Here is a 23703-nt window from a genome sequence, read left to right on the forward strand (position 1 = left end):
GATCACGACACGCCCAGGGCGGGGTTGCTCGCGCTCGCCGTCCGCAGCTCCGCCGGGATCGCCTCGAGGTAGCCGCGCAGGTTGCGGCGGGTCTCGGCGACGCTGTCGCCGCCGAACTTCTCGAGCACGGCGTTCGCCAGGACGAGGGCCACCATCGCCTCCGCGACGACTCCCGACGCGGGGACGGCGCAGACGTCGGAGCGCTGGTGGTGGGCCCCGGCGGCCTCGCCGGTCGCCACGTCGACCGTGCGCAGGGCGTGGGGAACGGTCGCGATCGGCTTCATCCCCGCGCGCACGCGCAGGACGGTGCCGGTGCTCATCCCGCCCTCGGTCCCCCCGGCGCGGTCGCTGGAGCGCGAGATGCCCGCGGCGTCCTGGAACAGCTCGTCGTGCGCCTCGGACCCGCGGCGGGTCGTCGTGAGGAAGCCGTCGCCGACCTCCACGCCCTTGATGGCCTGGATGCCCATGAGAGCCGCGGCGAGCTGGGAGTCGAGCCGCCGGTCCCAGTGGACGTAGGAGCCGAGTCCCGGCGGGAGACCGTAGGCGAGCACCTCGACGACGCCGCCGAGCGTGTCGCCGTCGTCGTGGGCCCGGTCGACCTCGGCCACCATCAGCGCGCTCGTCGCGGCGTCGTGGCACCGCAGCGGATCGGCGTCCAGCGAGTCGACGTCGGCCGCCGTCGGCAGCGGGGACCCCTCGGGCACGCGCACCGGGCCGATGGCGAGGGTGTGGCTGACGAGCTCGATGCCGAGCTCGCCGAGGAACCGCCGCGCGATGGCGCCCAGGCTCACCCGGGCCGCCGTCTCGCGCGCGGAGGCCCGCTCGAGGACGTTGCGCGACTCGGCGAAGCCGTACTTCTGCATGCCGACGAGATCGGCGTGTCCGGGCCGGGGCCGGGTGAGCGCGGCGCCGCGGCCCTTCGGCAGGGTCTCGGGGTCGCGCGGCTCCGCCGACATCACATCGACCCAGCGGGGCCACTCGGTGTTGCCGATGCGCAGCGCGATCGGGCTGCCCATGCTGGCACCGTGGCGGATCCCGGACGAGACGGTGAGCTCGTCCTGCTCGAAGTTCATCCGCGCGCCGCGGCCGTAGCCGAGCTTGCGCCGGGCGAGATCGGTGCGGATGTCCTCGAGGGAGACGGGGACCCCCGCGGGGAGTCCTTCGAGGACGGCGATGAGTTCGGGGCCGTGGGATTCCCCGGCCGTGAGCCAACGGAGCATCCACAGATTCTCGCACACGGGGCGGGGCCGCACCGCCGGGCCGGCTCCGCCCCTGCACCTCGCGTCAGGAGCCGTCGGGCACGGCCGCGCGCATCGCGGCGAGCACGTCGTCCTCCCGGGGCAGCGCGCGGGCCGGATCGCCGCCGACGAAGACGCGCACCTGGACGAGCGCCTGGTGCAGCAGCATTCCGAACCCCGAGACCACGGGCGACCGCCCGGCGCGCCAGCGCGTCGCGAGTGGGCTCGGCCACGGGGAGTACGCGACGTCGAAGAGGGTGGACGCGGCGACGACGTCGTCGGGCACCGCGAGCTCCTGGGCAGCGGACCCGGGCAGCGTCGACACGACCAGCGGATGCGGCTCCCCCGCAGACCACTCGTCGAACGACCGGATCTCGAGCACGGTGCCCAGCGTCGCGGCGACCGCGCGCAGCGGCTCGGCCCGAGCGGGAGCCCGGACGGTCGCGGTGACGTGGGACGCGCCGAGCTCGGCGGCGGCCGCGATCGCCGACGCCGCCGTCGCTCCCCCGCCGAGCACCTCGACGCGGTCGACGCGGGTGACGCCCGCGTCGACCAGCGCCCGGACGATGCCCGCCACGTCGGTGTTGAAGCCGCGACGGCGGACCGAGGAGCCGTCCCGCTCCAGCAGCACCGTGTTGACGGCCCCGGTGGCCCGGGCGACGAGGTCCTCCTCGTCGAGCAGCGGACGGACGGCGTGCTTGAGCGGCATGGTGAGCGAGAGGCCGTGCCAGCGGGCGACCGGGTCCTCGAGGACGGCCGCGAGGGTCTCCTCCGTCGTCTCGAGGGCCGTGTAGCTCCAGTCCAGGCCCAGCACGCCGTAGGCGGCGGCGTGCAGGGCCGGCGACTTCGAGTGCGCGATCGGTGAACCGAGGACCGCGAGGCGGCGCCCGGACGCGGTCACTGGTACTCCGGGTGGTCCCGCATCCAGGCCTGCCACTGCGCCACCGCGGCGTTGTGCTCGGCGTCGGTCGTCGAGTACACGGTCTCGCCGGTCTCCAGGTTCACGGTGACGAAGTACATCCACGTGCCCTCCGCCGGTCGCAGCACCGACTCGATCGCGATGTCGCCCGGGTTCGAGATGGGGGCGGGCGGGAGGCCGTCGCGCTGGTACGTGTTGTAGACGTTGTTCACGTCGCCGCGCTCGGCGTCCGTCGTCGTCACGCGGTCGGTCGCTCCGGTGCCGTAGGCGACGGTCGCGTCCGACTGAAGGCGCCAGCCCTGGTCGAGCCGGTTCTGGAACACCCGCGCGACCTTCGGGAAGTCGTCGGCGATGCGCGCCTCCCTCTGCACGAGCGAGGCGAAGACGATCACGCGGTAGCGGTCCTCGACCGGCACCTGCGCCTCGTCGAGAGCCTGGTACATGCGGTTCACGAGCGTCTGGAGGATGTCGTGGGCCGGAGTGCCCGGGTCGACGTCGTAGGTGGCCGGGAAGAGGAAGCCCTCGAGGCTCGTCGCCTGGGCGGGCAACCCGAACGAGCCCCAGTCGGCCGCTGCCGCCTGGAGCTCCTCGACGGGCACCCCCGTGCCGTCGGCGATGAGGGGCAGTGCGGAGGCGAGGGCGGTGCCCTCGGGGATCACGAACGTGTTGGCGAGTCGGGTGGACTCGGAGTCGAGCAGCGCGGCGAGAGCCGACTTGGCGCTCATCTCGGCCTTCATCGAGTAGGCGCCCGGCTGGAACACCGGCTCCGGCGTCGTCGAGACCAGGAGCTCGTAGAACGGCGCGTACGACTTGATGACGCCGTCCGAGACGAGGTTCTCCGCGATGTCGCTGCCGCCGTCGCCCTGGTGGATCGTGAAGACGACCTCGCTCGTGCCCGTGCCGGCGAAGTCGGTGGCCTCCGGCTCCGCGAACAGCGCCCGGACGGGCTCGAGGAAGACGGTCACGGCGACCGCGACCAGGGCGGCGAAGACGCCGAAGGCGAGCAGTCCGCCGATCAGGCCTCGGTGGTTGCGCCGCTTCCGCGGTGCTCCGGCCGCCTGCCGGCGACGACGGCGGGTCGACGCCTTCGCCTCCGGATGCGCGGCAGCGACGGCCTCGCCGCGATCGCGCGGAGCGGGCACGTCGGGCCCGGAGAATAGCCGGTCGAGAGGATCGTGGCCGGACTGCTCCGTCGGGCCGTCACTCGAGACGGGGTGCTCCTGAGGAGGCGTCGGGAGCTGGTTCTGCTGATCGGCCTCGGTGGCGCGGGCGGCGCGGCGGCTCGGGGGGACGTCGGTCACGGGTAGGTCGTCCTTCGTTCGGTTCGAGCGGGATCCCGGCGGGGGTGCCGGAGGAGCGCTCGGAATCGATGGCGTGCTGCAGGATCACCACGGCGGCGACCTGGTCGATCACGGCGCGGGATCCGCGCGTGTCGCGTCCGGAGCGGTGCAGGGCGCTCTGCGCGGTCACCGTCGACAGGCGCTCGTCGACGAGTCTGACGTCGGCGTCGGGGACCGCTCGCGCCAGTCGGCCGGCGAACTCCCGCGCGTCGTCGGTGGACGCGGTCTCGGCGCCCGAGAGCGACAGCGGCAGCCCGACCACGACCGCGACCGCGGCGTGCTCCTGCGCGATCGCGGCGATGCGGGCGATGTCGGTGCCGATTGCGGCGCCCTTCTCGCGGGCGACGGTCTCGACCGGCACCGCGAGCAGACCGTCGGCGTCGCAGCGGGCGACACCGATGCGGGATCGTCCCACATCGATGCCGAGCCGGACGCCGAACCGGTCCATGCTCAGCGCGTCGCTTCCGCGACGACGGCCTCGAGCGCGGCGCCGATCGCCGACACGTCGGAGCCGCCGCCCTGGGCGAGATCCGGCTTGCCGCCGCCGCCTCCGCCGAGGACTCCCGCGGCGAGCTTGGCGAGGGGTCCCGCCTTCGCTCCGGCGTCCCGAGCGGCCTGGTTGGTCGCGACGATCACAGCGGGCTTGCCCGACACGTCGGCGGCGAGGGCCACCAGAGCGGCCTCGGAGCCGAGCCGCTCGCGCACCGAGGTGACCAGCGAGCGCAGCTCGTCCGCCGATCCGGCGGCGCCGACGTTCTCGGCGACGACGGTCAGCCCGTTCACCCGCCGCTGATTCGCGACGATCGCGGGGACGCGGTCGGCGAGGGCGCGGGCCTCGAACGCGGCGATCCTCTTCTCGGCCGCCTTGAGACTCGCGACGAGGTCCGCGATGCGCTCGGGGAGCTGCTCGCGCGGCGTCTTGAGCGAGGACGAGATCGTGCTCACGAGCGCCCGTTCGGCCGCCAGGTCCTGGAACGCCTCGCGACCCACCAGCGACTCGACCCGGCGGTTCGTGGATCCGACCGACGACTCGCTGACGAGGCTGATGAGCCCGATCTCGGACGAGCTCCCGACGTGGGTGCCCGCGCAGAGCTCGCGCGACCAGGGCCCGCCGATGTCGACGACGCGGACGACGTCGCCGTACTTCTCGCCGAAGAGCGCCATGGCGCCGAGCGCCTTGGCCTCGTCGAGCGGCAGCTCGCGCGTGACGACCTCCAGGTTGTCGCGGATCGCGGTGTTCGCGATGTCCTCGATCTCGCTGCGGGTCTCGAGCGACAGCGCCTGGTTCCAGGAGAAGTCGAGACGGAGGTAGCCGGCCTTGTTGTAGGAGCCGGACTGGTGCGCCTGCGGGCCGAGGACCTGGCGGAGAGCCGCGTGGATCAGGTGCGTGCCGGAGTGCGCCTGCGTGGCCCCGCGCCTCCAGTCGCGGTCGACGACCGACGTCGCCGCGTCGCCGACGCCCACCTCGCCGCTCGCGACCTGGACGGTGTGGCTGATGAGCCCCTTCACGGGCTTCTGCACGTCGAGGACCTCGAGGTCGAAGCCGCTGCCGACGATGCGGCCGGCGTCGGCCTCCTGGCCGCCCGACTCCGCGTAGAGCGACGTGGCCTCGAGGATCACCTCGGCGATGTCGCCGGCCGAGGCCTTGGTCACCGAGCGCCCGCCCACGACCAGGCCGACGACGCGCGACTCGGTGTCGAGCACGTCGTAGCCGGTGAAGAGCGTCTCGCCGTGCGCGCGGAACGCCGCGTAGACCGAGAGGTCGGCGAGGGCCGACTTCTTCGACTTCGCGTCGGCCTTGGCGCGGGCGCGCTGGGCGGACATCAGCGAGTCGAAGGCCTCGCGGTCGACGCTGAGCCCGGACTCCTCGGCGATCTCGAGCGTGAGGTCGATCGGGAAGCCGAAGGTGTCGTGCAGGAGGAACGCCGTGTCGCCGGGGAGGGTCTCGGCGTCGGCCTTCTTGGTCTTGAGCACCGCGAGGTCGAGGATCTCGGTCCCGGCGGCCAGGGTGCGCAGGAACGCCTCCTCCTCGCCGAACGCGCTGGTCGACAGCCGCTCGTACTCGGTCTGCACCTCGGGGTAGGCGGCGGCCATGGCGTCGCGCGACGCGGCGAAGAGCTCGGGGAACACGGCGGTGTCGACACCGAGCAGACGCATGGCGCGCACCGTGCGGCGCATCAGTCGCCGCAGGATGTAGCCGCGACCCTCGTTCGACGGGGTGACCCCGTCCGACAGCAGCATGAGCGAGGAGCGCACGTGGTCGGCGATGACGCGCATCCGCACGTCGTCCTCGTGATCGGCGCCGTAGCGTCGGCCCGAGAGCTCGGACGCGCGGTCCAGCACCGGGCGCACCTGGTCGATCTCGTACATGTTCTCGACGCCCTGCTTGAGGAACGCGACGCGCTCGAGCCCCATGCCGGTGTCGATGTTCTTGCGCGGCAGCTCGCCGAGGATGTCGAAGTCGACCTTGCTCGTCCCCTCCCCGCGGAGGTACTGCATGAAGACGAGGTTCCAGATCTCGACGTAGCGGTCGTCGTCGGTGGCGGGGCCGCCGTCGATGCCGTAGGCCGGACCGCGGTCGAAGAAGATCTCAGAGCAGGGGCCCGCCGGTCCGGGCTGTCCGGTCGACCAGTAGTTGGTGTCCTTGTCCAGGCGCTGGATCCGCTCGTCGGGCAGGCCCGCGATCTTCTTCCACAGCGAGATCGCCTCGTCGTCGTCCTTGTAGACGGTGACCCACAGGTCCTTCTCGTCGAACCCGAGTCCGCCGTCGGCCTCCGTGCCGGTGAGCAGCTCCCAGGCGTAGCCGATCGCACCCTCCTTGAAGTAGTCGCCGAAGGAGAAGTTGCCGTTCATCTGGAAGAACGTGCCGTGGCGAGGGGTCTTGCCGACCTCCTCGATGTCGTTGGTCCGGATGCACTTCTGCACGCTGGTCGCGCGCGGGTACGGCGCGGGGACGACCCCGGTGAGGTACGGCACGAAGGGCACCATGCCGGCGACGGTGAAGAGGAGGCTCGGGTCCTCGCTGACGAGCGAGGCGGAGGGCACCACGGTGTGGCCGCGGCCTCCGAAGAAGTCGAGCCAGCGGGTGCGGATTTCAGCGGTCTGCATGGGGTCCGTTACGTGTTCGGTCGGTGTCGACGCGGGGGTCTGATGGGGGCCGGGCGGCCGGGGCGGAGAGGGCGGGTCAGCCCTCGCCGATGGCGGCCTTCAGCTCGGCCTCGCGCTGGTGGTAGCCCTCGGAGACGGCGTCGCCGAGCTCCTTCGCCGTGCGGTTGAGGTCCTCGAAGAGGCGGGCGCCTGCGGCGGTGCGGGCGACCTGATGCGCGAGCGCGAAGCCGAGACCGATCCCGACGACGACCAGGACGAAGTTCTTCACGGAGGTTCCTTCCACGGCGGGGGCGACGGGCGACGCGTCCGAGCGCGACGGCCCAGTCGATTGTAGGGCGCGAGTCTGCGGCTACCGGGAGGAGGGCCTGCGGGCGCGCTTGGAGCGCTTCGCCGCCGTCTTCCCCGCCGCCTCGCCGACCGCGTCCGCCGTGCGACCGGCCACCAGGACGGCGCGGACGCCCGCGGTGAAGCCCGCGAGCTTGATCAGCGGACCGCCGATCGTGGCCGCCGTGAGGGCGACGAGGGCGTTCACGTTGCCGGTGACCTCGGCGACGTCCTTCGTGATCGTGTCGACCCGCGCGAGCTGCTGGTTGGCCTCGCGGAGGGTGGAGGCCGACTCGTCCAGGATCGGGGTGAGACCGTCGCTGGCCTGCTTGATCGCCTCGCTGGTGCTGTCGAACACGCGACCCAGCTTCCACAGCGGGATCGCCGCGATCGCGACCAGGATCGCGAACACTCCTGCGGCGATGAGTCCTGCGATGTCTCCACCGGTCACGGTGACCTCCGTTCGGCGCCGCCCGGTGCGGCACTCCAGCCTAGCGACGCTCCGCGGAGCGCTGCGGCAGGGGCGGTGTCGTGCCGTGCCCCGGGACGACGGAAGGCCCCTGCGGTGAGCAGGGGCCTTCCGGGACGACGGTCGTGCGACCGGGTCAGGAGTGGATCAGCGGGCGGCGTAGTACTCGACGACCAGCTGGACCTCGCAGGTCACGGGGACCTCGGCGCGCTTCGGGCGGCGCAGCAGCGTCGCCTGGAGCTTGTCGATCTCGACCTCGAGGTAGCCCGGGGTCTTGGGCAGCACGTCGACGTGCCCACCGGCGGCGGCGACCTGGAAGGGCTCGGTGCCCTCGGAGCGGGTCTTGACGTGGATGACCTGGCCCGGCTTCACGCGGAAGGAGGGGCGGTCGACGGTCTTGCCGTCCACCATGATGTGGCGGTGCGTGACGAACTGGCGCGCCTGCGCGGTGGTGCGGGCGAAGCCCGACCGCAGGACGAGGGCGTCGAGGCGCATCTCGAGGAGCTCGACCAGGTTCTCACCGGTCAGGCCCTGGGTGCGGCGCGCCTCGGCGAACGCGATGCGGAGCTGCTTCTCGCGGATGCCGTACTGGGCGCGCAGACGCTGCTTCTCACGCAGGCGGACCGCGTAGTCGGAGTCGGCCTTGCGCTTCGAGCGGCCGTGCTCACCGGGAGCGTAGGGACGCTTCTCGAGGTAGCGGGCCGCCTTCGGGGTCAGCGGGATGCCGAGGGCGCGCGAGAGGCGCGTCTTCGAACGGGAACGGGAGGTCGTCGACACTGTGGTCCTTCCAAGGTCTGAGAGGTTCGATCGCAGCTCTCGCCTGCGCACTCCGGGAGGAGAGCGGACGCCGTGGTCGTGTCCGGTCGCGGGTGCGTCCGGAAGGGTGACCGCGGTGACGAGCTGCGCGATTCAGAGGGATGCGCTGCGCCGCTCGGCTACAGAGCGGTGGGCAACCGCAGAAGACTATCACGGACGGCCGCCGTGCGCGGATCTCACCCGCCGCGGATGATCCGCATCAGCTTGGCGAGTCGGGCCGACACGTCGCGCTCGTTGCCGTGCTCCGTCGGGTCGTAATACCGGGCGCCCTCGAGCGCGTCGGGGAGGTACTGCTGCTGCAGCACGCCGAGGTCGGCGTCGTGCGGATAGCGGTACCCCTTGCCGTGCCCGAGCCGCTTCGCGCCGGGGTAGTGCGCGTCGCGCAGATGCGGAGGCACCCGGCCGGCCTTCCCCGCGCGAACATCGGCGATCGCCGCGTCGAGCGCCGTGTACGAGGCGTTCGACTTGGGCGCGGTCGCGAGGTGCACCACGGCCTGCGCGAGCGGGATGCGCCCCTCGGGCATCCCGATGAGCTGCACCGCATCGGCAGCGGCGACCGCGATGACGAGCGCCTGCGGATCGGCCATGCCGATGTCCTCCGATGCCGAGACGATGATGCGCCGGGCGATGAAGCGCGGGTCCTCCCCCGCCTCGATCATGCGGGCCAGGTAGTGCAGCGCCGCATCGACGTCGGAGCCGCGGATCGACTTGATGAAGGCGCTGATGACGTCGTAGTGCTCGTCGCCGTTGCGGTCGTAGCGCAGCAGAGCGCGATCGACGGCTCGGGCGACGATCTCGGTGGTGATGAGCGGGAGCTGGGGCTCCCCGGGCGAGTCGTCCTCGACGGGCGGGTCGTCGTCGTCGTCCTCGCCCTCCTGCTCGGCCGTCCGGGCGGCACGGTCGGCCTCGCGGGCGTCGGACCTGGCGGAGGTGGCCGCCGCCTCGAGCGCGGTGAGCGCCCGTCGGGCGTCTCCGGAGGCGAGGCGGATGATGCTCGCCCGCGCCTCAGCGTCCAGCGCCACCGTCCCCCGCAGGCCCCGCTCGTCGACGAGGGCGCGGTCGACCAGCAGCCCGAGGTCGTCGTCGCTCAGCGGCTCGAGGGTGAGCAGCAGCGAGCGCGACAGCAGGGGCGCGATCACCGAGAAGGACGGGTTCTCGGTGGTCGCGGCGATCAGGATGACCCAGCCGTTCTCGACGCCGGGCAGGAGGGCGTCCTGCTGCGCCTTGGTGAAGCGGTGGATCTCGTCGAGGAAGAGCACCGTCGAGGTGCCGTAGAGGTCGCGGGTCGAGAGCGCCTCCTCCATCACCTGGCGCACGTCCTTCACTCCGGCGGTGACGGCCGAGAGCTCGACGAACCGGCGGCCGCTGGAGTGGGCGACAGCCTGCGCGAGCGTCGTCTTGCCGGTGCCGGGCGGACCCCACAGGATCACCGACACGGCACCGCGCTCGCCCGTGGTGTCGGCTGCGAGGGCGACCAGCGGCGAGCCCCGCGTGAGCAGGTGGCGCTGACCGGCGACCTCGTCGAGGCTGCGCGGGCGCATCCGCACCGCGAGCGGAGTCGCGCCGGAGCGGAGTCCGGCCTGCTGCATGGTCATGCCCGCAAGCGTAACGACGGCCCCCGACACCCGCGTGGGGCGGCGGAGCGGCGTGTGGAGTCGCCGCGCCGATTCTCGTAGGCTCGTCGCGGTCTGCGCCCCGCGCGGACCGCCGCGCCGACCGGGGCGCGATGGGAGACGTCGGAGGAACACGTGGTTCAGGGCAAGTCGAACGACCGCGAGGCGCGCACCCGGCTGAGGGCTTACCAGGCCCGGCAGGCCCTGCACCGCACCCGATCCGCCCGCCGCCGGCGCGACAACGTGATCGCGGCGATCGCGGGCGTCGTCGTGATCGCCCTCGCCGTCGTCGCCCAGCTCCTCTACTTCTCCGCAGGCCCGGGAACCCCCGTCGCCGAGCCGTCGTCCAGTGCGAGCGCGACTCCCGCGCCCACGGCGACCGGGCAGAACACCGGCGACGTCCCCTCGAGCGACATCGCGGAAGGCCGCGACTGGACCGGCGAGATGACGATCAACACCGACGCGCTCGGCATCACGCTGGCGGGCGCCGCGGCTCCGCAGGCCGTCTCCTCCTTCCTCTCCCTCGCGCAGTCGGGGTTCTACGACGGAGTCTCCTGCCACCGCCTGACCACCGAGGGACTGTTCGTCCTGCAGTGCGGCGACCCCGACGGCGACGGCACCGGAGGACCGGGCTACAGCTACGGCCCCGTCGAGAACGCCCCCGAGGACGGCCTCTACCCGGCCGGCACGATCGCGATGGCCCGCCAGTCGGGCAACGGCTACAGCCAGGGCAGCCAGTTCTTCGTCGTCTACGAGGACACGACGCTCCCCGCCGACGCCGCCGGCGGCTACACCGTCATCGGGCAGGTCACCTCGGGCCTGGACGCCCTGGTCGCCGACGTCGTCGCGAAGGGCACCGCCGACGGATCCGCGGACGGCGCGCCCGCGGAGCCGGTGGCGATCACGTCCGTCACGGTGCAGTAGGCGCGGCGCGACCCCCGCCCGACCGGGGTGCAGGAGCCGGGGGCGCCCCCGTGCAATAGGCTGAACGTCACTGCCCGTTCGCGGCCGAGCGCGGTACCCGGCCTACCGGCCGTCGAGCCCGATCGGCCACCGACGCGACGGACATCGAACAGCACGACATCGAACAGCAAGGTGAGGCTCCGAGCGATGAGTGACCAGCAGCCGTGGGGACGAGTCGACGACGACGGGACGGTCTACGTCCGAGTCGGAGACGGGGAGCGCGAGGTCGGCCAGTACCCCGATGCCACCCCAGAGGAGGCGCTCGCCTACTACGAGCGCAAGTACACCGAGCTGGCCGGGCAGGTCTCCCTGCTCGAGCAGCGGGCGAAGCGCGGTGCTCCCGCCGCCGACGTCGCCCGGACGGTCCAGTCGCTGACGGCGGCGATCGCCGAGGCGCACGCGGTCGGTGATCTCGAGGCGCTGCAGACGCGCGTCAGCGCGCTCAGCGGCTCGGTCGAGGACCTCTCCGAGCAGCAGGCCGCCGAGTCCAAGGCCGTGCTGGCCGAGGCTCTCGCGTACCGCGAGGCGATCGTCGCGGAGGCGGAGGCCCTGGCCGCCGTCGATCCCGCCAAGACGCAGTGGAAGCAGGCGAGCGCGGCGATCGACGAGCTGTTCGCCCGCTGGCAGAGCCACCAGCAGCAGGGGCCCCGCCTGCCCAAGAACGAGGCCAACGAGCTGTGGCGCCGGTTCCGCGGTGCCCGCACGACCATCGAGCAGAACCGCAAGGCGTTCTTCGCCGACCTCGACTCCGCGCACCGCGAGGCCAAGGCCGCGAAGCAGGCGCTGATCGACCAGGCGGAGGCCCTCGTGCCGCGCGGCGCCGAGGCGATCCCCGAGTACCGCACGCTCCTCGAGAGCTGGCGGGTCGCCGGTCGAGCGGGCAAGCGGTTCGACGACGCGCTCTGGGCGCGGTTCAAGGCCGCCGGCGATGCGATCTACGGCGCCAAGGCCGAGATCGTCGCCCAGGAGAGCGTCGAGTACACCGAGAACCTCGACCGCAAGCTCGCACTGCTCGAGGAGGCGGAGCCCCTCCTGCAGGAGCAGGACCGCGAGAAGGCGAAGCGCACTCTGCTCTCCATCCAGGAGCGCTGGGACGAGATCGGACGCGTGCCGCGCGAGCAGGTCCGCACGATCGAGGACCGGCTCCGCAAGGTCGAGGCGCACGTGCGCAAGCTCGACGAGGAGCACTGGAACCGCAGCAACCCGGAGCGCAAGGCCCGCTCGGAGGGTCTCGCCTCCCAGCTGACCTCGGCGATCCAGAAGCTGCAGGACGAGCTCGACGAGGCGAAGGCCCGCGGCGACCGCGCCGCCATCGCCCAGGCGCAGGAGGCCCTCGACGCCCGCAAGGTGTGGCTCGACGCCCTGGGCTGATCCCCGAGAGCCGATCCGGACGGGGCTCCTCCTCCACGGTCCGGATCTCTCCACAGATCCGCAGAAGCGCCTCCGGAGGGGAGTCGCGTCGTCCACTCTCGTGGGATGACGCGACTCCCCTCCGTTCTGCTTCCCGGACACCTCCCCCTCGCCGAGCTGTGCGCGGCCCGACTCGACGGGGAGCTGCGGGCCCTCGACGAGGGCTTCGTGGTGTCGGACCTGCCGACGGGCACCGCCGAGCGCGGTGCCGCGCTCCTGGCGGTGCTCCCCCGCGGCACCGTGGCCGACAGGCTCAGTGCCGCCTGGGTCCACGGAGCGACGACGGAGGCACCGTCCGTGCACAGCGCGTCGATCGACCGCCGCCACCGGCTGCACCCGCCGCGGATGGCGCGACTGCGCTACCACGAGGTGCGCCTGTCCGACGCCGAGGTGGTCACCCTCGGCGGGTGCGCGGTCACGACTCCCGTGCGCACCCTCGTCGATCTGGCGAGGATCGCGACGGCGTGCGACGACGACCTGCTCCGCTCGCTCGCGGCCGTCAGCGGGACGGCGCTCGACGACGTGCTCGCGCATCTCGCCGCGGCGGGCTCGGCCGTCGCCGGTCGCCGCATCGCCGAGAACCGGCTGACGGCCGCGCTCGATGCGCGGCCGCCGAACCCGCGGTCAGCCCGCGCTGACCCGGTAGACGTCGTAGACGGCGTCGATGCGGCGCACCGCGTTCAGCACCCGGTCGAGGTGCGTCGTGTCGCCCATCTCGAAGACGAAGCGGCTGATCGCGAGCCGGTCGCTCGAGGTCGAGACGGTCGCCGAGAGGATGTTCACGTGGTGCTCCGAGAGCACGCGCGTCACGTCGCTGAGCAGTCCGGAGCGGTCGAGGGCCTCGACCTGGATCTGCACCAGGAAGATGCTCTTGGACGACGGCGCCCACTCGACGTCGACGATGCGCTCGGGCTCCTTCAGGAGCTCCTGCACGTTGTGGCAGTTGGCCTGGTGCACCGAGACGCCCGCACCGCGTGTGACGAATCCGACGATCTGATCGCCCGGCACCGGGGTGCAGCACTTGGCGAGCTTGACCAGGATGTCGGGGGCGCCCTTGACGAGGACGCCGGACTCACTGCTGCGGCTGCGCGGACGCGGGGAGCGCGGGAGGGTGACCTCGTTCTCGTCCGACTCCGGATCGCCCTGGATCGAGGCGACGACCTTCTCGAGCACCGACTGGGTCGAGACGTGCCCCTCGCCGACGGCCGCGTAGAGGGCCTCGACGTCGTTGTACCGCAGCTGGCTGGCCACCTCGGTGAACGTGTCCTGGCTCATCAGCTTCTGCAGCGGCAGGTTCTGCTTGCGCATGGCCCGGGCGATCGAGTCCTTGCCCTGCTCGATGGCCTCGTCGCGCCGCTCCTTGGTGAACCACTGGCGGATCTTGTTGCGCGCCCGGGGGCTCTGCACGAAGTTCAGCCAGTCCTGGCTAGGCCCGCTGTCGGGGTTCTTCGAGGTGAAGACCTCGACGACGTCGCCGGTCGTCAGCGAGGACTCCAGCGGCACCAGACGGCCGTTGACCTTCGCGCCCATGGTGCGGTGGCCGACCTCTGTGTGCACCGCGTAGGCGAAGTCGACGGGGGTCGCTCCGGTGGGCAGTCCGATGACCCGGCCCTTCGGAGTGAAGACGTAGACCTCCTTGGCGCCGATCTCGAAGCGGAGGGAGTCGAGGAACTCGTTCGGGTCCGTCGTCTCGGACTGCCAGTCCGAGAGGTGCGCGAGCCAGGCGAGGTCGGTGTCGTTCGAGCCGGACGTGGGCACCTTGCCCGTCGCCATCTGCTCCTTGTACTTCCAGTGCGCCGCGATGCCGAACTCGGCGTGCTGGTGCATCTCGTTGGTGCGGATCTGGATCTCGACCGCCCGGCCCTTGGGGCCGACCACCGTCGTGTGCAGCGACTGGTACAGGTTGAACTTCGGGGTCGCGATGTAGTCCTTGAAGCGGCCCGGCATCGGGGTCCACCGCGCGTGGATCGAGCCCAGCACCGCGTAGCAGTCGCGCACCGAGTTCACGAGCACGCGGATGCCCACGAGATCGTAGATCTCGTCGAACTCGCGACCCCGCACCACCATCTTCTGGTAGATCGAGTAGTACTGCTTCGGACGGCCGACGACCCGGCCCCGGATCTTGCCGGCGCGCAGATCCTCGCCGATGAGGTCGATCACGCTCTGGACGAACTCCTCGCGCTGAGGGGTCCGGCGCTTCACGAGGCTCTCAATCTCGTTGTAGATCTTGGGGTACAGCACCGCGAACGACAGGTCCTCGAGCTCCCACTTGATCGCCTGGATGCCCAGGCGGTGCGCGAGGGGCGCATAGATCTCGAGGGTCTCGGTGGCCTTGCGCGCGGCGGACTCCGCCGGCACGAAGCCCCAGGTGCGCGCGTTGTGCAGCCGGTCGGCGAGCTTGATGATGAGGACGCGGATGTCCTTCGACATCGCCACGATCATCTTGCGGACGGTCTCGGCCTGGGCGCTGTCGCCGTACTTGACCTTGTCGAGCTTGGTGACGCCGTCGACCAGCATCGCGACCTCGTCGCCGAAGTCGGCGCGGAGCTCGTCGAGCTTGTAGTCGGTGTCCTCGACCGTGTCGTGCAGGAGGGCCGCGGCGATGGTCTTCGAGCCGATGCCGAGGTCGGCCAGGATCTGCGCGACCGCGAGCGGGTGAGTGATGTAGGGCTCTCCGCTGCGGCGCTTCTGCCCCGCGTGAGCCCGCTCCGCCACGGAGTAGGCGCGCTCGATCAGCGCGATGTCGCTCTTGGGGTGATGCATCCGCACCGTGCGCACGAGGGTGTCGACCGCGCCGCTGGGCTGAGCGCGCGAGAAGATCCGGGGGACCAGTCTGCGCAGGGCAGCTGTCGACGACGTGGTCGTGGTTTCCGTCACGCGGGCATCTCCATCGCCCCATTATCGCGCCTGCGGAGCGCTCCGATGACCCATCCGCTCAGGGCGGACCCGGCGGGCGTCAGTCGATGCGACCGGGACGGCCCTCGTCGTCGACCACGTCGCCGCCGGCGGCCGCCCAGGCGGTCATCCCGGCCTCGACGTTCGCCGCCTCGTATCCCGCACCCTCGAGCGCCTGGACGACCATCGCCGACCGGACGCCGGAGTGGCAGACGACGAGGATCGGGGCCTCGGCGGGCAGCTCGTCCTGCCGCGCACCGATCGAGTTCATCGGGATGTGATGGGCGGCGGCGGCGTGCCCGAGCGCCCACTCGTCCGGCTCGCGCACGTCCAGGAGCCACACCTCGTCGCGGGAGACGAGACCGATCGCGTCGGCCGCCGAGACCTGCGAGTACTCGGCCATCAGGCGCCCTCGACGACCGGCGTGCCGGCCTTGAGTCGGGCGGCCTCCACGCGCTTGTCGTGCCGGGACACGTCGACCTCGCGACTGCGCAGCTGCGCGTACAGCGGCGCCGCCACGAAGATCGTCGAGTAGGTGCCGACGATGATGCCGATCAGCAGAGCGAGCGAGATGTCGCGGAGCGTGCCGGCCCCGAGCACGAACGCGCCGATCACGAGGATCGCGCCGACCGGCAGCGCCGCCACGATCGAGGTGTTGATCGAGCGCACGAGCGTCTGGTTCTCGGCCAGGTTGACCGTCTCGGAGAAGGTCCTCGTCGTGCTGCCGAGTGCCTCCACCGTGTTCTCGCGGATCTTGTCGAAGACCACGACGGTGTCGTAGAGCGAGTAGCCGAGGATCGTCAGCAGGCCGATGACCGCGGCCGGCGACACCTCGGTGCCGGTGATGCCGTAGACGCCGGCGACGATCACGAGGTCGTGCACGAGCGCGACGATGGCCGCGAGCGACATCTTCCAGGTGCGGAAGTACGCCCACATAGCCAGGGACGCCAGCACCACGAAGATGATGAGGCCGCGCAGGGCCTGCTGCGTGATGTCGTTGCCCCACGACGCTCCGATGAAGGAGGAGGTGACCTGGTCGTTGCCGACCTCGTACGCCTCGGCCAGCGAGTTGCGCACGGCCGTCGACTCGTCGGTCGAGAGCTGGTCGGTCTGGACGCGGATCGAGTCGTCGCCGACGACGGAGACGCGCGGCACGGTCTCGGGCGAGACGGCGGTGACCGCGTCCGTGGCGGTCGCCTGGTCGAGGCTCGACGGCGAGGACACCGTGAACTCGGATCCGCCGGTGAACTCGATGCTGAAGTTGAACCCGCCGCGAGCGACGGTCCCGAGGACGGTGATCAGGATCAGGACGAGCGAGATCAGGTACCAGGTGCGCCGCCGGCCGACGAAGTCGATCGAGCGCTTGCCGGTGTAGAGGTCGTTGCCGAACTGCGAGAAGCTGGCCATCACGCGTCCTTGGTCGAGTCGGAGGAACCGGCGGTGCGGGCCGCCTCGGCGGCCTTGCGCTCGGCGATGGTCTGGCGCTTCGCCGCTTCGCGGGCGGCGGAGGAGCCCTTGCCCGCCACCACGGCGTCCTGCGGACGGAACGCCGCCCGGCCGCGGTAGACCGCGCCGAGAGCCCGCGGATCGAGGCCGGACAGCCGGTGCCCGTCCGAGAAGAACTTCGTCGTCGCGAGCAGCTGCAGCATCGGGTGCGTGAAGAGGATCACGACCACGAGGTCGATGAGCGTCGTGATGCCCAGCGTGAAGGCGAAGCCGCGGACGCTGCCCACGGCGAGGATGAACAGCACCACGGCGGCGAGCAGGTTCACCATGTCGGAGGCGAAGATCGTGCGCAGGGCGCGACGCCACCCGGCCTCGACCGCGGACTCCAGCCCCCGGCCGTCGCGCAGCTCGTCGCGGATGCGCTCGAAGTACACGATGAACGAGTCCGCGGTGATGCCGATCGCGACGATCAGGCCCGCGACGCCCGCGAGCGACAGCCGCAGACCCTCCCGCCAGGACAGGAGCGTCACCACGAGGTAGGTGACGACGGCCGCCACGATCAGCGAGGCGATCGTGACCGCTCCGAGCACCCGGTACTGGGCGAGGGAGTAGACGACGACGAGGACCAGTCCGATCACGCCGGCCAGCAGGCCGCTCGCGAGCTGGGCGGTGCCGAGGGTCGCCGAGATGCTGTCCGAGCTCTGCACCTGGAAGCCGATCGGCAGTGCGCCGTACTTGAGCTGGTCGGCGAGGGTCTTGGACGACTCCTGGGTGAAGGACCCGGTGATCTGGGCGTTGCCGTCGGTGATGGCGGCGTTGGTGGACGGGGCCGAGATGACGCGGCCGTCGAGGACGATCGCGAACTGGTTCTGGGCGCCCTGCAGCGCGACGAGGCGCGTGGTCACGTCCGAGAACGCCGTGGTCCCGGCGTCGTCGAAGGAGAGGTTGACCGCCCACGTGCCGGTGCTCGCACCGGACTGGGTCGTCACCAGGCCGTTGGAGGCGTCGGCGATGTCCTCGCCCGTCACCTCGACGGGGCCGAGGATGTACTTCACCGTGCCGGTGTCGTCGCAGGTGATCAACGGCTGGTCCGCCTGCGCGAGGTTGGGGTCCTGGCTGTTCAGGAACGCGCAGTCGAAGGCGGTGTACTGCGCCTCGAGCGCCGGCGTGATATAGGCGAGGTCGCTCGCGTCCGTCGGCTCGGCGGTGGGCTCCGTGGCGAGCGAGGGGTCGACGGGCGTCGGGGTCGGCGAGGACGTCGCCTCGCCGCCGACCGCGGTGTTCGTCGCCTGGCTGCCGACGAGGACCGGGCGGAAGTCGAGCTTCGCGGACGCCTCGATGCGCTGGAGCGTCTCGTCGTCGGGAGTCCCGGGGATCGAGACGACGATGTTGCTCGAGCCCTGGGTCGTGATCTCGGCCTCGGAGACGCCCGACGCGTCGATGCGCTGTCGGATGATCGAGACGGCCTGGGTCAGCTGCTCGGACGAGACGGTGTCACCGTCGTTCAGCTGCGGCTGGAGGACGATCTGCGTTCCGCCCTCGAGGTCGAGGGCGAGCTTCGGCGTCCAGGACCCGCCGCCCCAGAGGACGGCGGCGGTGTTCAGTCCGACGAGAGCCAGGATCAGGACACCGAGCCAGCTCAGGGAGCGCCGGGCCTTCCGGACGGGGGTTGATGCGGCCACCCAGGGCTCAGCTTTCTCTTCGGTCGACGATGACGGCCCGGATCCGGGCGGACAGGAAGGGCGGGCCGGACGCTCTCGCGCTCCGGCCCGCCCTGGAGACTACTGCGCGTCCGGCTTGCGGTCGCGCTCGATCGGGTCGACCAGCGGGTCGCCCTGGTGCGCGGCGTCGCGCTCGCCGAACGCGGGAGCGGCGCCCTCGACGGCGACGGTGCCGTCCTCGTCGGCCGCGACGACGTTCTCGCTCGGGTCGATCAGGCGCGCGATGGCCTGGCGGTGGATCGTCAGCAGCGTGCCGGGGGTCGACTCGATGACGATCTTGTTGGCGTCCTCGTCGATCGACACGACGGTGCCGAAGAGGCCGGAGCCCGTCATCAGCTCGACGCCGGGGACCAGGTTGTTCTTCATGTTCTCCGCGTCGCGCTGGCGCTTCTTGTTGTTGCGGAACATGAAGATGATCATCACGGCGAGCAGCAGGACGAGCAGGATGATCGTCGGATCCATGGGTGAGCCTTCCGGAGTGGGTGGCGAGCCCGCGCGGCGTCTCAGCCGGATGCGCAGGATCGAGCGGCCCGTCGGGCCTTGAAGATTATAGGTCATCCCCGAAGAGCGGCTGCTGGGAGGCGGCGGCGCCGCGCGGGTCGAGCCCGAAGTGGCGCCAGGCCGCGGGAGTGGCGACGCGCCCCCGCGGGGTGCGCGTCAGCAGGCCGATCCTGACGAGGAAGGGCTCCACCACGGCCTCGACCGTCTCGGACTCCTCGCCCACCGAGACGGCGAGCGTGTTGAGGCCCACCGGTCCCCCGTCGAAACGGGTGAGCACGATCTCCATGACGGCCCGGTCGAGGCGGTCCAGGCCCAGCGGATCGACGTCGTAGAGGTCGAGCGCGGCGCGGACGGCGGCGATGTCGGCACGTCCGCCGTGCACCAGGGCGAAGTCGCGCACGCGGCGCAGCAGCCGGTTCGCGATGCGGGGAGTGCCCCGGCATCGACCGGCGATCTCGGCGATCGCCTCGGTGTCGATGTCGAGCTCGAGAAGGCGCGCCGCGCGGGCGAGGACCTGGCGCAGCTCGTCCTCGGCGTAGAACTCGAGGTGGGCCGTGAAGCCGAAGCGGTCGCGCAGGGGATTGGGCAGCAGACCCGAGCGGGTCGTCGCGCCCACGAGGGTGAAGGGGGCGAGATCCAGCGGGACGGAGGTCGCTCCGGCGCCCTTGCCGACCATGATGTCGATCCGGAAGTCCTCCATCGCCAGGTAGAGCATCTCCTCCGCGGAGCGCGCCATGCGGTGGATCTCGTCGATGAAGAGGATCTCGCCGGGCAGGAGGGACGACAGCACCGCGGCGAGGTCGCCGGCGTGCTGGATCGCCGGTCCGCTGGACAGCCGCAGGGGCGACGAGCTCTCCTCGGCGACGATCATCGCCAGAGTCGTCTTGCCGAGACCGGGCGGGCCCGCGAGCAGGATGTGGTCGGGCGTGCGGCCCTGCATCGCCGCGGCCTTCAGCAGCAGCTCGAGCTGGCCGCGGACCTTCCGCTGGCCGACGAACTCGCTGAGGCTCTTCGGGCGCAGGGCGCCCTCGAACGCGATCTCGGCCTCGGAGACGACCTCCGGTCCGAGCAGACCGTCGCCGCTCACGCGCGGGCCGCCGGGCCGAGTCGGGCGAGGGCGAGGCGCAGGAGCGCCTGCACGTTCGCGGCGTCGGACGCCTGGGCGTCGAGGAGGATCTCGTCGACGACCTCGGCGGCGATGCGCTCGGGCCAGCCGAGTCCGACGAGGGCGGAGAGCACGCTCTGCGCGGCGGTCGCCCCGGGGCCGCTGCCGCGGGCCGCGCGCGGCCGGACGGCGAGCTTGCCCGCCAGGGACAGGATGATGAGCTTCGCCGTCTTCGGGCCGATGCCCGACACCTTGCGGAACACCGCGTCGTCCTCGTCGGCGACGGCCTGCGCGATGCGCTCGGGCTCGACGGCGCCGAGGACGCCCAGTGCCGACTTGGGACCGACCCCGGTGACCGCGATGAGGAGCTCGAAGATCTCGAGCTGCTCCGCGTCCGGGAACCCGTACAGGGTGAGCGAGTCCTCGCGGACGATGAGGGTGGTGGTGACCGTCGTCTCGTCGCCGACGCGCATCTCGAGCGCGTGCTGCGGAGTCACGTTGACCGCGTAGCCGACGCCGTGGACGTCGATCACGGCGAGACTCCCGCGGGCGGAGAGGACGGTGCCGCGGAGGGAGGAGATCACCGCGTCAGTCTAGGTGCTCGAACAGGCGTTCGAGAGGAGGCCTCGGCCGCGCGCCACGCGCGCTGCGCCGGCGTCTCCCCCTCGGCCGCCGACGACGGCCCGGAGGCGAGCGGGGCCCGCCACGCGTGGCAGACCGCGAGGGCGAGCGCATCGGCAGCGTCGGCCGGAGTCGGTGGCGCGTCCAGGCGGAGCACGCGCTGGATCATCGCGGTGACCTGCCGCTTGTCGGCGGCTCCGTAACCCGTGACCGCGGCCTTCACCTCGCTCGGGGTGTGCATGCCGACCGGGAGGGAACGGCGTGCGGCCGCGACGAGCGCGACTCCGCTGATCTGGGCGATGCCCATCACCGTGCGCACGTTGTTCTGCGCGAAGACCCGTTCGATCGCGACGGCGTCGGGACGGTGCTCGTCGAGGAGCGCCTCGATGCCGTCGCCCAGGGCCAGCAGGCGCCGCTCGAGCGGGTCGTCGACCGGAGTGCGCAGCACGCCGACGTGCACCAGGGTGGCCCGCCGGTCGCGGGCGACGTCGACGATGCCGACGCCGCACCGGGTGAGCCCCGGATCGATCCCGAGGACGCGCATCAGCGCGACCCGAGCGGGCGATCCGGGGTCACCGGGTCACTCCTCGTTCTCGAGCTCGGCGCGCACCTCGGGGGTGATGTCGAGGTTCGTGTAGACGTTCTGCACGTCGTCGGAGTCCTCGAGCGCGTCGATGAGGCGGAACACCTTGCGGGCGGTCTCGGCGTCGGCCTCGACCTGCAGCGAGGCGACGAACTCGATGTCGGCGGAGTCGTAGTCGATGCCCGCCTCCTGCAGCGCCGAGCGCGCCGGGACGAGCTCGCTCGGCTCGACGCGCACCTCGAAGCTCTCGCCGTGGTCGAGGACGTCGTCGACGCCGAAGTCGAGGACCGCGCCCAGGACGTCGTCCTCGGTGACGCTCTCGCCGTGGGGCACGCTGATGACGCCCTTGCGCGCGAAGTTGTACGCGACGCTGCCCGGGTCGGCCATGGTGCCGCCGTTGCGGGTCATGGCCGTGCGCACATCGGCCGCGGCGCGATTCTTGTTGTCGGTGAGGCACTCGACGAGCAGGGCGATGCCGTTCGGGCCGTAGGCCTCGTACATGATCGTCGTGTAGTCGATGACCTCGCCGGTGAGGCCGGCGCCGCGCTTGATCGCGCGGTCGATGTTGTCGTTCGGGACCGACGTCTTCTTCGCCTTCTGCACGGCGTCGACGAGCGTCGGGTTGCCCGACAGGTCGGCTCCGCCGATCTTGGCGGCGACCTCGATGTTCTTGATCAGCTTGGCGAACGACTTCGCGCGACGCGAGTCCTTGATCGCCTTCTGGTGCTTGGTCGTGGCCCACTTGGAATGCCCGGACACGGTGCTCCCTCGGAAAATCGTCGTGTGCGACCCCCGCGGGCGCCGCTGATAGCTGAGCCAGTCTAAACCGGGGCCGGTCCCTGCCCGCTTCCCGAGGCGGTTGCGCAGGTGGAGCGTCCTGCGTCCGGCTACGCCGATCCGCTGACACGCGGATCGACGGTTCGCCTCGGCCTGGAGGGAGTCGGTCCCCGCCCGGCTCCGCGCAGTCAGCGGCGCTCGTCCGGAGCCGGTCCTCCCAGGCTCCGCGCAGTCGAATTCGGGGGGGGTGGTCGCGCAGGAAGAGCGTCGTGCGCGGCTACGCGGATCCGTTGCCGCGCGGATGGACGAGTCGCCTCGACTGATGCAGGCCGCTGTCATACTGACCCGCGTCCTGTCTGCAACCGAGGTCGGGAGGGCTCGCGAAGTCCGCTCGAGGCGTCCGGACGCTTCCCGACCTCGGTTGCAGACCACTCGGCCCGCGGAACGAAGGCTGAGCGCTCGGATCCGAGTGCGACTCACCCGATCGCGTCATGGAGCCTCACTTCTGAGGTGCACCCGGGAACCCCGACGCCGCCCGAGCCGGACGTTCTGTGTGATGACGCGCAACAGCAGTCGGGAACGGGCGCAGACGCCATCGTGGCCGACGAGCCGTCCTGGCCGAGGTTCTCACGAACGATCAGGCATCATCACAGACCACACCACCATCCTCGCGGAACCAGTGATCGTCCGGTCAGCACGCCGATGGCGAACAGCCAGAGACCCACCACCCAAAGGGCGAAGCGGTCCTGCCGCGCTCCACGCGTTACCTCGACCAGCATGTGCGCGTTCCCGAACTTGCGGACAACGGATCGGCGACCACCCGCGAGCCGAACCGGCGATTCGCGTGCCAGCGAATCGCCGTAGGCGTTCGCAGGACGCTCCACCCGCGCGACCATCTCTAGGAGCCGACTGCGCCGAGCCGGGCAAGGACCGGCTCGGACGCGGTTGCTGAAGCAGCCGGCGACGCCGGCTACTTCAGCAACCGCGAGAGGACCCGGTCGGCGAGGGGCTTCCCGCCGGTCTGGCAGGTGGGGCAGTACTGGAGGGTGGAGTCCGCGAAGATCACCTGGCGGATCGTGTCGCCGCAGACCGGGCAGGGCTCGCCCGTGCGACCGTGCACGCGCATGCCGAGCTTCTTCTCCTTCTTGAGGTCGGCGGCGTGCAGTCCCTCGGCTCGGCCGAGCGCCTCCTCGAGCGTGTACCGCAGCGCGGAGTAGAGGCGGTCGAGCTCCTCGGGAGTGAGGGTCGCCGGTTTGAACGGGGACATGCGCGCGACGTGCAGGATCTCGTCGGAGTACGCGTTGCCGATGCCGGCGATGCGCGACTGATCGCGGAGGACGCCCTTGAGCTGTGCACGGCCGGCGGTCGCGAGGATCGCGCCGAGGATCTCGCGCGTGAAGGCGGGGTCGAGCGGATCGGGGCCCAGTCGCGCGACCCGGTCGACGTCGCGCGGATCGGCGACGATCGACAGGGCGAGGCTCTTCTTGGTGCCGGCCTCGGTCACGTCGATCCCGGAGCCGTCCTCGAGGATCAGGCGCGCGGCGAGCGGTCCGCGGCCCGGCTTCACCGGCGCCGTGGGGCGCTCGGGACGCCAGCGCACCCAGCCAGCCCGGGCGAGGTGGAGCAGCACGTGCACGTCGCCGATCGAGAGGTCGAGGAACTTGCCGTGCCGCTGGACGCCGTGGATCGTCTGACCGGCGAGGGAGGACGGCGGGATCGCCACCGTCTTGAGCGCCGAGATGGCGAAGACGTCGAGCCGCTCGAGGACGTGTCCTCCGAGCCGCTCGTCGAGATCGCGGGCGAGGGCCTGCACTTCGGGGAGTTCGGGCATGCTCCCACTGTGCCGGTCACCAC

Annotated in this window: 22 protein-coding genes; 2 read left to right on the forward strand and 20 right to left on the reverse strand. The window is 71.5% G+C overall.

Going from position 1 to position 23703, the window contains the following annotated elements; translation table 11 throughout:
- Positions 1-2: 2 nt before the first annotated feature.
- The 9 genes from aroC to NB037_RS00600 form a co-directional block, all read right to left on the reverse strand.
- The gene (gene aroC, locus NB037_RS00560; RefSeq protein WP_251942630.1) at positions 3-1220 is read right to left on the reverse strand and encodes a chorismate synthase; all 1218 of its coding nucleotides are present in this window, start codon (positions 1218-1220) and stop codon (positions 3-5) included.
- Between the two features lie 64 nt (positions 1221-1284).
- Complete coding sequence (locus NB037_RS00565) at positions 1285-2139, reverse strand: shikimate dehydrogenase (protein ID WP_251942632.1); 855 nt, start codon at positions 2137-2139, stop codon at positions 1285-1287.
- On the reverse strand, positions 2136-3458 hold the full coding sequence (gene mltG / locus NB037_RS00570; protein WP_251942634.1) for an endolytic transglycosylase MltG: 1323 nt from the start codon (positions 3456-3458) through the stop codon (positions 2136-2138). Before mltG ends, NB037_RS00565 begins: the two co-directional genes overlap by 4 nt.
- On the reverse strand, positions 3358-3945 hold the full coding sequence (gene ruvX, locus NB037_RS00575; RefSeq protein ID WP_372490661.1) for a Holliday junction resolvase RuvX: 588 nt from the start codon (positions 3943-3945) through the stop codon (positions 3358-3360). The genes mltG and ruvX overlap by 101 nt, the downstream gene beginning before the upstream one ends.
- Positions 3946-3947: 2 nt before the next feature.
- The gene (alaS, locus tag NB037_RS00580; protein ID WP_251942636.1) at positions 3948-6605 is read right to left on the reverse strand and encodes an alanine--tRNA ligase; all 2658 of its coding nucleotides are present in this window, start codon (positions 6603-6605) and stop codon (positions 3948-3950) included.
- A gap of 76 nt (positions 6606-6681) precedes the next feature.
- Positions 6682-6873 carry a hypothetical protein gene (locus tag NB037_RS00585; protein WP_251942638.1) on the reverse strand — a complete coding sequence of 64 codons (192 nt, stop codon included), beginning with the start codon at positions 6871-6873 and terminating at the stop codon, positions 6682-6684.
- 81 nt (positions 6874-6954) lie between these two features.
- On the reverse strand, positions 6955-7380 hold the full coding sequence (locus NB037_RS00590) for a DUF948 domain-containing protein (protein WP_251942640.1): 426 nt from the start codon (positions 7378-7380) through the stop codon (positions 6955-6957).
- 165 nt (positions 7381-7545) lie between these two features.
- Complete coding sequence (gene rpsD, locus NB037_RS00595; protein WP_207404936.1) at positions 7546-8175, reverse strand: 30S ribosomal protein S4; 630 nt, start codon at positions 8173-8175, stop codon at positions 7546-7548.
- Positions 8176-8390: 215 nt separating this feature from the next.
- The gene (locus tag NB037_RS00600) at positions 8391-9809 is read right to left on the reverse strand and encodes a replication-associated recombination protein A (protein WP_251942641.1); all 1419 of its coding nucleotides are present in this window, start codon (positions 9807-9809) and stop codon (positions 8391-8393) included.
- Between the two features lie 153 nt (positions 9810-9962).
- Between NB037_RS00600 and NB037_RS00605 the strand changes: the two genes are divergently transcribed.
- Together NB037_RS00605 and NB037_RS00610 are read left to right on the forward strand one after the other, a co-directional pair.
- On the forward strand, positions 9963-10751 hold the full coding sequence (locus NB037_RS00605) for a peptidylprolyl isomerase (protein WP_251942643.1): 789 nt from the start codon (positions 9963-9965) through the stop codon (positions 10749-10751).
- A 186-nt stretch (positions 10752-10937) separates the two neighbouring features.
- On the forward strand, positions 10938-12161 hold the full coding sequence (locus NB037_RS00610) for a DUF349 domain-containing protein (protein WP_251942644.1): 1224 nt from the start codon (positions 10938-10940) through the stop codon (positions 12159-12161).
- 663 nt (positions 12162-12824) lie between these two features.
- On the opposite strand, the gene NB037_RS00615 is transcribed toward NB037_RS00610, so the two are convergent.
- From NB037_RS00615 to NB037_RS00665, 11 genes are all read right to left on the reverse strand, one after another.
- The gene (locus tag NB037_RS00615; protein ID WP_308202028.1) at positions 12825-15077 is read right to left on the reverse strand and encodes a RelA/SpoT family protein; all 2253 of its coding nucleotides are present in this window, start codon (positions 15075-15077) and stop codon (positions 12825-12827) included.
- 79 nt (positions 15078-15156) lie between these two features.
- Complete coding sequence (locus NB037_RS00620) at positions 15157-15498, reverse strand: rhodanese-like domain-containing protein (protein WP_251942655.1); 342 nt, start codon at positions 15496-15498, stop codon at positions 15157-15159.
- Positions 15498-16502: a protein translocase subunit SecF gene (secF, locus tag NB037_RS00625; protein WP_251942656.1), complete on the reverse strand. Its 1005-nt coding sequence runs from the start codon at positions 16500-16502 to the stop codon at positions 15498-15500. Before secF ends, NB037_RS00620 begins: the two co-directional genes overlap by 1 nt.
- Entirely contained in the window at positions 16502-18223 is a 1722-nt protein-coding gene (secD, locus tag NB037_RS00630) for a protein translocase subunit SecD (protein WP_251942658.1), read from the reverse strand. Before secD ends, secF begins: the two co-directional genes overlap by 1 nt.
- Positions 18224-18322: 99 nt before the next feature.
- A complete protein-coding gene (yajC, locus tag NB037_RS00635) occupies positions 18323-18724 on the reverse strand; it encodes a preprotein translocase subunit YajC (protein WP_251942660.1) in 402 nt (133 codons plus the stop codon).
- A gap of 85 nt (positions 18725-18809) precedes the next feature.
- The gene (gene ruvB, locus NB037_RS00640; RefSeq protein WP_251942662.1) at positions 18810-19850 is read right to left on the reverse strand and encodes a Holliday junction branch migration DNA helicase RuvB; all 1041 of its coding nucleotides are present in this window, start codon (positions 19848-19850) and stop codon (positions 18810-18812) included.
- The gene (gene ruvA / locus NB037_RS00645) at positions 19847-20452 is read right to left on the reverse strand and encodes a Holliday junction branch migration protein RuvA (protein WP_251942664.1); all 606 of its coding nucleotides are present in this window, start codon (positions 20450-20452) and stop codon (positions 19847-19849) included. The genes ruvB and ruvA overlap by 4 nt, the downstream gene beginning before the upstream one ends.
- A complete protein-coding gene (ruvC, locus tag NB037_RS00650; protein ID WP_251942666.1) occupies positions 20449-21033 on the reverse strand; it encodes a crossover junction endodeoxyribonuclease RuvC in 585 nt (194 codons plus the stop codon). The genes ruvA and ruvC overlap by 4 nt, the downstream gene beginning before the upstream one ends.
- 36 nt (positions 21034-21069) lie before the next feature.
- The gene (locus NB037_RS00655; RefSeq protein ID WP_207404959.1) at positions 21070-21831 is read right to left on the reverse strand and encodes a YebC/PmpR family DNA-binding transcriptional regulator; all 762 of its coding nucleotides are present in this window, start codon (positions 21829-21831) and stop codon (positions 21070-21072) included.
- A gap of 665 nt (positions 21832-22496) precedes the next feature.
- A complete protein-coding gene (locus NB037_RS00660; protein WP_251942667.1) occupies positions 22497-22745 on the reverse strand; it encodes a hypothetical protein in 249 nt (82 codons plus the stop codon).
- 74 nt (positions 22746-22819) lie between these two features.
- Positions 22820-23680, reverse strand: a complete 861-nt coding sequence (locus tag NB037_RS00665) for an Fpg/Nei family DNA glycosylase (protein ID WP_251942669.1) — start codon at positions 23678-23680, stop codon at positions 22820-22822.
- Positions 23681-23703 lie beyond the last annotated feature (23 nt).

Source organism: Rathayibacter rubneri (genome assembly GCF_023743255.1).
Lineage (GTDB): Bacteria > Actinomycetota > Actinomycetes > Actinomycetales > Microbacteriaceae > Rathayibacter > Rathayibacter rubneri.

What these genes read in the sequence shown, in the direction of transcription:
- alaS (WP_251942636.1), bottom strand. Translation starts at nt 6,605, where the DNA reads ATGCAGACCGCTGAAATCCGCACCCGCTGGCTCGACTTCTTCGGAGGC.
- secF (WP_251942656.1), bottom strand. Translation starts at nt 16,502, where the DNA reads ATGGCCAGCTTCTCGCAGTTCGGCAACGACCTCTACACCGGCAAGCGC.
- NB037_RS00665 (WP_251942669.1), bottom strand. Translation starts at nt 23,680, where the DNA reads ATGCCCGAACTCCCCGAAGTGCAGGCCCTCGCCCGCGATCTCGACGAG.
- NB037_RS00660 (WP_251942667.1), bottom strand. Translation starts at nt 22,745, where the DNA reads ATGGTCGCGCGGGTGGAGCGTCCTGCGAACGCCTACGGCGATTCGCTG.
- NB037_RS00600 (WP_251942641.1), bottom strand. Translation starts at nt 9,809, where the DNA reads ATGACCATGCAGCAGGCCGGACTCCGCTCCGGCGCGACTCCGCTCGCG.
- aroC (WP_251942630.1), bottom strand. Translation starts at nt 1,220, where the DNA reads ATGCTCCGTTGGCTCACGGCCGGGGAATCCCACGGCCCCGAACTCATC.
- NB037_RS00610 (WP_251942644.1), top strand. Translation starts at nt 10,938, where the DNA reads ATGAGTGACCAGCAGCCGTGGGGACGAGTCGACGACGACGGGACGGTC.
- ruvC (WP_251942666.1), bottom strand. Translation starts at nt 21,033, where the DNA reads ATGCGCGTCCTCGGGATCGATCCGGGGCTCACCCGGTGCGGCGTCGGC.
- NB037_RS00620 (WP_251942655.1), bottom strand. Translation starts at nt 15,498, where the DNA reads ATGGCCGAGTACTCGCAGGTCTCGGCGGCCGACGCGATCGGTCTCGTC.
- ruvX (WP_372490661.1), bottom strand. Translation starts at nt 3,945, where the DNA reads ATGGACCGGTTCGGCGTCCGGCTCGGCATCGATGTGGGACGATCCCGC.
- yajC (WP_251942660.1), bottom strand. Translation starts at nt 18,724, where the DNA reads ATGGATCCGACGATCATCCTGCTCGTCCTGCTGCTCGCCGTGATGATC.